This is a genomic window from Acuticoccus mangrovi (assembly GCF_016411865.1).
Lineage (GTDB): Bacteria > Pseudomonadota > Alphaproteobacteria > Rhizobiales > Amorphaceae > Acuticoccus > Acuticoccus mangrovi.
Window position 1 is genome coordinate 674,162 of the sequence record NZ_JAEKJA010000001.1, and the last position, 8,221, is coordinate 682,382.

The following is an 8,221-nucleotide window of genomic DNA, read 5'->3' on the forward strand; positions in this document are numbered from 1 at the left end:
CGAGCTACATCGCCACGGTGACGGGCGTGCTCTTCGTGGAGGTGGACAACGCCGCCGACGCGATGGTGAGCGTCCACTACAATCTGCGCCAGGACGGGGTGTCGTTCGCGAACTATCCGGTGGTGTCGCAGAACTATGCGAACACCGGCGGCGAAGTGGCGATGAGCACGGTGTTCGACAACTTCGTCAAAAGGGGACTGGGGCTTCGGCTGGGAGATCCTGCTCCACGAGCTCGGCCACGCGATGGGTCTGAAGCATCCCTTCGACGACAGCCCGGTGCTCGCGGAGAGCCTCGACAACACCGACTACACGCTGATGAGCTACACCACCGTCAGCGGACCGAAGAGCACCTTTCAGGTGCTCGACGTGGCGGCGCTGCGGGCTCTCTACGGCCCAGCGGCCGGGCTCGATGGCGTGAGCGCGGTGTGGAACGCGGCGGCGCAGACGATGGCGATCACCGGCACGGGGCGCAACGAGACGCTGATCGGGGTGAACGATTCGAGCACCATCCGGGCCGGCGGCGGGGCCGACAACCTGATCGGTCGCGACGACGGGGACCGCCTCTTCGGCGAGGCGGGCAACGACCGCGCCCTCGGCCTGCGCGGCGCCGACACGCTCGACGGGGGCGACGGCGACGACGCCCTCTTCGGCGGTGCCGATCGCGACGTGATGCGGGGCGGGCGGGGCGAGGACCGGATGTTCGGCGAAGGCGGCGACGACCATCTCGACGGCAACGTGGGCGACGATCTGATCCACGGCGGCACGGGCGGCGACACGCTCATCGGCGGCTACGGGCTCGACACGCTGGGGGGCGCGGAGGGCGCCGACCGGATGCTCGGCGGCCCGCAGAACGACGTGATGCGCGGCGGTTCGGGCAACGACACGATGTATGGCGGGCCCGACGACGACCATCTCGCCGGTGAGGCGGGGGCGAACCAGCTCTTCGGCGACTGGGGGGCCGACACGCTGCTGGGCGGGTCCATCAACGACACGCTGAACGGGGGCAGCGACAACGACTGGCTGCTGGGCGGCGGGGGCAACGACATTCTCGTCGGCGGGCTCGGCAACGACGCGATGCTCGGCGGCAGCGGCGCCGACAGCCTCGTCGGCAATGCCGGCGACGATCGCATGGCCGGCGGCACGGGCAACGACACGCTGATCGGCGGCTATGGCGACGATACCTTGACGGGCGACGCCGGCGCCGACGTGTTCAAGGTGTTCCGGACGGCCGGGGCGGACATCGTGCGCGACTTCAGCACCGGCGAGGGCGATCGGCTCGACGTGACCGCGCTGAACATCACCGCCGGCGAGGCGCTCGCCCGCCTCAGCGCGGCGGGCGTCGACATGATCTTCGACACCGGCGGCGAGCTGGTGCGCCTCCTCGGCGCCGCGAGCGAGAGTTTCACGGGCGGCGATTTCATCGTCTGAGCCGAGGGGGCCGCGCGAATCAGGTCGGGGAGGGGGCGCCGGCGTCCCGTCTCGACGTGGAGGCGGCTGTCGGACGAGGCGATGCCGCCGGCTCATCGACACAAACTTGCCCCAATCCTCGATGCGATGCACGCTGTGGTCGCGTCGCGATGACGCACGGCCGATGCGCCGGCCGCGGAGCGCGGCCGCCGTGCCGCCGCAGCGCGTTCGATCTGTCCGTATTCGCTCGAAAAACAACAAGAATTTGGAACGGGGGAGATGGGATCGTGAGCTTCGAAGACGAGATTCGCATCATTTCAGAACGGGTCAACCACCAGGCCGACGTCATGGCGACGGAGGAGGCCGTGAAGACGGCGGTGGTGCTGCCGTTCCTCAACGCCCTCGGGTACGACGTGTTCAATCCGCGCGAGGTGGTGCCCGAGTTCACCGCCGACGCGGTGGGCAAGAAGGGCGAGAAGGTCGACTACGCGATCAAGCACGACGGCGAGGTGAAGATCCTCATCGAGTGCAAGCCGATCACCACCGACCTCGGCACGGCGCATCTCGCTCAGCTCTTCCGATACTTCACCGTGACCGCGGCGAAGTTCGCGATTCTGACCAACGGGCGCTATTTCCACTTCCATACCGACATCGAAGAGCCCAACAAGCTCGACGCCCGACCCTTCCTGGTGTTCGACCTCTCCGATCCCCAGCCCGTGCTTCTCGCCGAGCTGCGGAAGTTCCAGAAGGCCGACTTCGACGTCGCCGGCATCGTCGCCTCGGCCGAACGGCTCAAATACACCTCGGCGATCAAGCACGAGATCAACCGCCTGATGGACGAGCCGACGGACGACTTCGTTCGCAGCCTCTGCGCGCCGCTGCACGACGGGCACTTCACGAAGGCGGTTCGGGAACGCTTCACGCCATTGGTTCGGGGCGCCTTTCGCGAGCTTCTGCGCGAGGCGGTGCAGGCGCGCCTGTCGAGCGCGCTCGCGAGCACCACGGCCGAGCCGGAGGACGAGGCCCGACCGGTGAGCGTGCCTGAAGACGAGATCGTCACGACGCAGGAGGAGCTCGAGGGCTTCATGATCGTCAAAGCGATCGTGCGCGAGGTGATCGAGGTGCGGCGGGTCTCGATGCGGGACCAGAAGTCCTATTGCGGCGTCCTCGTCGACGACAACAACCGCAAGCCGCTGACGCGTCTTCACTTCAACGGCCGCACGAAGGCCATCGGCCTGTTCGACGGCGACAAGGAAGAGCGGGTGAAGATCGAGTCCCTCGACCACATCTACGACCACGCGCAGCGGCTGCGCGCGACGGCCGCCCGCTACGTCGACGCCGCCGCCCCCGCGGCCATGACGGCCGAATAGCGGCCCCACCGAACGGGGTGAGGGTTCGGGCCGGGTTTCCTGGGGCTAGGTGTGACTTCTCATGAGGTTGTTCAGGGCGGCGCCGGGAGAGAGGCTGTCGGGAGCCGCGTGTGGCCAATATTCATTGTACCACGAGAGCCACCGCGGCAGGTCGTGCGTTCGACTGTGTGAAGAGCGATAAGGGATGGCGTAGGCCCACTCGCGAAGAAGGGTCTGGATGAAGCTCGGCCGTGCTGCTGGTTTTCTGGCTGTGGGGGCGTGCGCGAATGTGGCGGATGCCCAGCGAGCGCAGCGCCTTGGCAAACAGTCTGAAGACATACGCCGAGCCGTTGTCGGTCATGACCCGCTCGGTCTTCACGCCGCGGGTGCGGAACCAGCGCAGCGCCCGAGCCAGGAAGGCGGTAGCGGTGCCGCGCTTTTCGTCGGCCAGGACCTCGACGTAGGCGAGGCGCGTCGCATCATCGATGGCGACATGCACGAAGTCCCATCCGGCGCCCTTGTTGCGGCAGCTCCGGCGCCGGCCGGTCACGCGGTGGCCGGCGCGCTCGAAGCGCCTCAGCTTCTTGATGTCGAGGTGGACCAGTTCGTCAGGCCGCTCGCGCCGGTAGCGCCGCGGCGGGTCCTTCGGGTCCAGCGCCTTCAGGCGGCCGAGGCCGGCCTTGGCGAGCCAGTGCGCCGTGCCGCTGCCGACCGGGGAAGGCCCAGCTTGTCGGCGATCTCGGCGCCGCTGAGCCGGTACTCCCGCCGCAGCCGCACCGCCATGGCCGACCAGCCCGCTGGCCCACAGGCGCTTCTGGGCGTGCTGGCACGATTGGCGAGCGCTGTGGCGCCACCTTCGCTGTGACGGCGCCGCCACTTCTATACCGTGCGGGTCGACACACCGAGTTCTACGGCGATCTGGCTGACCGGACGTTCCTCGGTCCGGCGGGCCACCATCAGCGCCCGACTGTGAACCGTCGTGCGCGCATTCTGATGCGGGTTGTTCATCTCGTCTGGCTCTGCTGGTGGTTTGGCAATCCCAGCCTAAACCCGATGCGGGTGAACAACCTTCTGAGAGTTCACAGCGAGTGGCCGCGCGGGGCACCATCCGCGGCGAACATAGCAAGTAAGCGCAGTCCCGGAGCTGTTGCGTCGTCGCTGGAAACGGGAGAGGAACGGACGCGGACTGGGTCCGTTGCTGCGGAAGGCGGGTGATGGCGCGGTGTGTGATGCTGGATGTCGACGGGGTGCTCGTCAACGGGCGCCCGCAGGACGGGCGATCCTGGGCCGCCGACATCGAGCGGGACCTCGGGATCGCGCCGGAACGGCTCCAGGCGGTCTTCTTCGCGCCCCATTGGGGGGATGTCGTCGTCGGCAGGAAGGACCTCGTGGAGGTGCTGCGGGGCTGCCTGCCGGCGCTCTCCGCCGCGGTGAGCGTCGATGCGTTCCTCGACTATTGGTTTCAGCGGGATGCGGCCGTCGACGCGGCGGTTCTCGCCGACTGTGACGCGTTGCGGGCGAACGGGGTGCGCGTCGTCCTCGCCACCAACCAAGAGCACCTTCGGGCCCGCTATCTAATGGAGCGGCTCGGGCTCGGCGCGCACGTGGATGGGATCGTCTATTCGGCGGCGGTCGCGGCGCGCAAGCCGCAGCAGGCGTTCTTCGAGGCCGCCGCGGCGATGACGGGCTCCAAGCCGCGGGACCTCGTGCTCGTCGACGACACGGCCGCGAACATCGATGCCGCGATCGGGGCGGGGTGGGCCGGCGTCCGCTGGTCGCCGGGCTCCAGTCTGCTCGCCCTGCTGGAGCGGGGCGCCCATCTCTGACCCGGCGGCCCCATGACCCGGCGGCCCCATGACCCGGCGGCCCCATGACCCGGCTCCCGTACGACATGGCGCTCCCGTGGTCCGGTGCTCACCCGACGTCGCCGGTATGGCGGGCGAAGGAGACGACGCCGAGCGGGGCCCACGGTCCGCCCTCGTAGGCCCAGAGCTGCACGCCCTCGGCCGTGACGGTGAAGGGGGCGAAGTCGGCTGAGAGCGCCGCGAGGGTGGCGCGGGCCTCCGCGGGGCTCACCTTGTTCTGCACCGTCACGTGGGGGCGGAAGCGCTCGCGGTCCTGGCCCGAAAGGTGGCCGGCGAAGGCGCGGGCGAGGCGCTCGCGGAAGGCGAGGAGGGTGGCCGACGACACGCCGTAGGCGACGCCGCGGCCGAGCGGCATCAGTCGGTCCACCGCCATCGGAAACGGCGCGGCGGGCGCCTCGCGGGCGATCGTGGCGACGATCTCGGCGCGGAGCGCGCCGGGGAGGGCGTGGAACAGGGTGAGGTGCGCTCCGACCAGGGTGCGGCTCGGCGGAAAGTGGGCGCGGCGCGCCGCCTCGAAGCGCGCCATGGCCGCGGCGTCGAGCTGCAGGGTGAGGATGATGGGCGAATCGGCCCGCCCGCCCGTCGCGGCGCTCATCGGCTTGCTTGCAGGCGCGTCGTGCGCCGCTCGGCGGGGGGCCGCCCGCGGCGCCGATCGCCCGCGCGATGGCTGCCCTTCCCATTCGCGCCTTGACAGGAGCCGGGCGAAATGCCCCATGCGGCGCCATCAGCTCTGAAAGGCCCGTCATGCATCGCTATCGCTCCCACACCTGCGCCGATCTTCGTGCCGAGGACGCCGGCGCGAATGTTCGCCTCTCGGGCTGGGTGCACCGGGTGCGCGATCACGGCGGTCTCATCTTCATCGACCTCAGGGACCATTACGGCATTACCCAGGTGGTCGCCGACCCCGATTCGCCGGCCTTCAAGGTCGCCGAGACGGTGCGTTCCGAGTGGGTGATCCGCATCGACGGCGTGGTCAAGCTGCGTGACGCCGACGTCATCAACGACCGCCTGCCGACCGGGCGCGTGGAGGTGTTCGGGTCGGAGATCGAGGTGTTGTCGACGGCGCCGGACCTGCCGGTGCCGGTGTTCGGCGAGCCCGACTATCCGGAGGACACGCGGCTCAAATATCGCTTCCTCGACCTGCGCCGCGAGACGCTGCACCGGGACATCGTGAAGCGCGGCCAGATCATCGCCTCGATCCGCCGGCGGATGACCGAGGCGGGCTTCATGGAGTTCCAGACGCCGATCCTGACGGCCTCCTCGCCGGAGGGCGCGCGCGACTTCCTGGTGCCCTCGCGGCTCCATCCGGGCAAGTTCTACGCGCTGCCCCAGGCGCCGCAGCAGTTCAAGCAGCTGGTGATGATCGCGGGCTTCGACCGCTACTTCCAGATCGCCCCTTGCTTCCGCGACGAGGACGCGCGCGCCGACCGCTCGCCCGGCGAGTTCTACCAGCTCGACATCGAGATGAGCTTCGTGGAGCAGGAGGACGTGTTCCAGGCGGTGGAGCCGGTGCTGCGCGATCTCTTCGTGGAGTTCGGCGAGGGCAAGCCCGTCACCGAGGTGTTCCCGCGCATTCCCTACCGCGAGGCGCTCGCAAAGTACGGCTCCGACAAGCCGGATATGCGCAACCCCATCCTGATGAGCGACGTGACGGAAACCTTCCGCGGCTCCGGCTTCAAGGTGTTCGCCGGGATGATCGAGGCCGATCCCAAGGTGCGGGTGTGGGCGATCCCGGCGCCGACGGGCGGCAGCCGCGCCTTCTGCGACCGGATGAACAACTGGGCCCAGTCGGCCGGCCAGAAGGGGCTCGGCTACATCTTTTGGCGCGAGGGGGAGGCGGAGGGCGCCGGCCCGATCGCCAAGAATATCGGCGCGGAGCGGACCGAGGCGCTGCGCACCGATCTCGGCCTCAAGGCGGGCGACGCCGTGTTCTTCGTCGCCGGGCGGCCGGACGACTTCTTGCGGTTCGCCGGGGAGGCGCGCAACCGGGTGGGCGACGAGCTGGGGCTGTCCAAGAAGGACCAGTTCGCGTTCTGCTGGGTGGTCGACTTCCCGATGTTCGAGACCAACGAGGAGACCGGGGCGGTCGACTTCTCGCACAACCCGTTCTCGATGCCGCAAGGCGGGCTCGAGGCGCTGAACGAGAAGGACCCGCTGACGATCGACGCCTTCCAGTACGACATCGTCTGCAACGGCATCGAGCTCTCGTCGGGGGCGATCCGGAACCACAAGCCGGAGATCATGCGGCGGGCCTTCGAGATCGCGGGCTACGGCGATGACGTGCTGCAGGCGAAGTTCGGCGGCATGCTGTCGGCGCTGCAATATGGGGCGCCGCCGCACGGCGGCATCGCGCCGGGCATCGATCGCATCGTGATGCTCCTGTGCGGGCGCGAGAACCTGCGTGACGTGACGCTGTTCCCGATGAACCAGCGCGCCGAGGATCTGATGATGGGTGCGCCCTCGGAGGTGACGACGGCGCAGCTGCGCGAGCTGCACATCCGCCTCAACCTGCCGAGCTGACGGCGACCCGGGCGGACGTGTCGGGGCCGCACTGTGCGGTCCCGAAGCGTCTCGAAAGGGTTCGTTAAGCTCTCTGAATGGGGCATGGACGCCCCATTCTCCCGCGGTTCAGGCGCGTGTTGCTATTCCTGCGATGCTCACTCGGAGGATCGCACTGTGAATAGGTTCCGCGCTTCGACCCTTGCTCTGGCCGTGCCGCTCGCTCTTACCGTTCCGCTCGCGATGGCCTCGGCGGCCGGCCCCGTGCAGGGGTCGGCGTCGGCGTCGGCGCCCGGGGTCGGCGTGGCGAGCGGTGTGGTGGCGGTTCAGCATCGGCCCGAGCGTGATCGGGAGCAGCGGGCGGCGCTCGAGCAGCGGGTGCGCGAGCTCGAGGCGGAGCTCGCCCGCCGCGACGCCCGGATCGAGGAGCTGCGCGAGCGCCTCGGCACCACGCGCGGGGCGACGACGGCCTCCGACATCCGCACCGGGCGGCGCGAAGAGGACCTCGCGGCGCTGACGATCCAGCTCGGCCGGCGCGACGAGCGCATCAAGGCGCTGGAGCTGCAGCTGGCGCGGCGGGACGACGACTATGCCGCGGCCGAGACGCGCAGCGCCCGCCGCGACCGCGAGCTCGCCGATGCCCGCGCCGAGATCGAGCGGCTCAACGACGAGGTGCGGCACCTGCGGCGACGCCTCGAGACGCGCTGAGATCGTGGGATTTTGCGGGCGGCGGTAGGGGGAAGCGGACGGCGCTGCGCGCCGGCTTCGTCTTCTTCGGGCGAGGGTGTTCCCCCTCGCGCTCCCCCATCTCGCCGATGGGCAGGTTTGCAGGACGGACGAACGCTGCGCGCTCGGCCGACCGGCAAACCTCGTCCAGCGTGGGAGCGGTTGCGGACGCGTCAAGGCCAAGCCCTGCGGGCGGCTGCGCCGGCCTTGACCCGCCCGCAACCGCTCGATGCCGTGCTCGAGGGTCCGCTCTCGTGAAGAAGGCCGGCGGGGGCCGGCCTTCTTTTCTCGCGGGACTGTCGGTGTTTTCGCTCAGCTGCAGCCGGAGGTGGAGCCGCAGGTGTCGCACTTCAGGCAGGTGCCGTTGCGCACCAG

7 protein-coding genes are annotated in these 8,221 nt (G+C 69.5%); 5 read left to right on the forward strand and 2 right to left on the reverse strand.

All coding sequences use genetic code 11. From position 1 onward, the window contains the following. Positions 1–243: 243 nt before the first annotated feature. Positions 244–1,428, forward strand: coding sequence for a hypothetical protein (locus JCR33_RS03090; RefSeq protein ID WP_198880519.1), 1,185 nt, complete (start codon positions 244–246; stop codon positions 1,426–1,428). Between the two features lie 266 nt (positions 1,429–1,694). Continuing rightward, positions 1,695–2,777: a type I restriction endonuclease gene (locus JCR33_RS03095; protein WP_198880520.1), complete on the forward strand. Its 1,083-nt coding sequence runs from the start codon at positions 1,695–1,697 to the stop codon at positions 2,775–2,777. Positions 2,778–2,898: 121 nt separating this feature from the next. Here JCR33_RS03095 and JCR33_RS03100 read toward each other — a convergent pair whose 3' ends face one another. Beyond that, the gene (locus JCR33_RS03100; protein ID WP_198880521.1) at positions 2,899–3,633 is read right to left on the reverse strand and encodes a DDE-type integrase/transposase/recombinase; all 735 of its coding nucleotides are present in this window, start codon (positions 3,631–3,633) and stop codon (positions 2,899–2,901) included. Between the two features lie 352 nt (positions 3,634–3,985). On the opposite strand from JCR33_RS03100, the gene JCR33_RS03110 reads away from it, so the two are divergent. Next, positions 3,986–4,582, forward strand: coding sequence for an HAD family hydrolase (locus JCR33_RS03110; RefSeq protein WP_198880523.1), 597 nt, complete (start codon positions 3,986–3,988; stop codon positions 4,580–4,582). 88 nt (positions 4,583–4,670) lie between these two features. Here JCR33_RS03110 and JCR33_RS03115 read toward each other — a convergent pair whose 3' ends face one another. Beyond that, positions 4,671–5,216 carry a 2'-5' RNA ligase family protein gene (locus JCR33_RS03115; protein ID WP_198880524.1) on the reverse strand — a complete coding sequence of 182 codons (546 nt, stop codon included), beginning with the start codon at positions 5,214–5,216 and terminating at the stop codon, positions 4,671–4,673. Between the two features lie 149 nt (positions 5,217–5,365). Between JCR33_RS03115 and aspS the strand changes: the two genes are divergently transcribed. Together aspS and JCR33_RS03125 are read left to right on the forward strand one after the other, a co-directional pair. After that, the gene (gene aspS, locus JCR33_RS03120; RefSeq protein WP_198880525.1) at positions 5,366–7,141 is read left to right on the forward strand and encodes an aspartate--tRNA ligase; all 1,776 of its coding nucleotides are present in this window, start codon (positions 5,366–5,368) and stop codon (positions 7,139–7,141) included. Between the two features lie 156 nt (positions 7,142–7,297). Next, positions 7,298–7,828 (forward strand): hypothetical protein, encoded by a 531-nt coding sequence (locus JCR33_RS03125; protein ID WP_198880526.1) that lies wholly within the window; start codon positions 7,298–7,300, stop codon positions 7,826–7,828. Positions 7,829–8,221 lie beyond the last annotated feature (393 nt).

Excerpts from the sequence above, each read along its gene's own strand:
- JCR33_RS03090 (WP_198880519.1), top strand. The coding sequence starts at position 244 with ATGGGTCTGAAGCATCCCTTCGACGACAGCCCGGTGCTCGCGGAGAGC.
- JCR33_RS03115 (WP_198880524.1), bottom strand. The coding sequence starts at position 5,216 with ATGAGCGCCGCGACGGGCGGGCGGGCCGATTCGCCCATCATCCTCACC.
- aspS (WP_198880525.1), top strand. The coding sequence starts at position 5,366 with ATGCATCGCTATCGCTCCCACACCTGCGCCGATCTTCGTGCCGAGGAC.
- JCR33_RS03110 (WP_198880523.1), top strand. The coding sequence starts at position 3,986 with ATGCTGGATGTCGACGGGGTGCTCGTCAACGGGCGCCCGCAGGACGGG.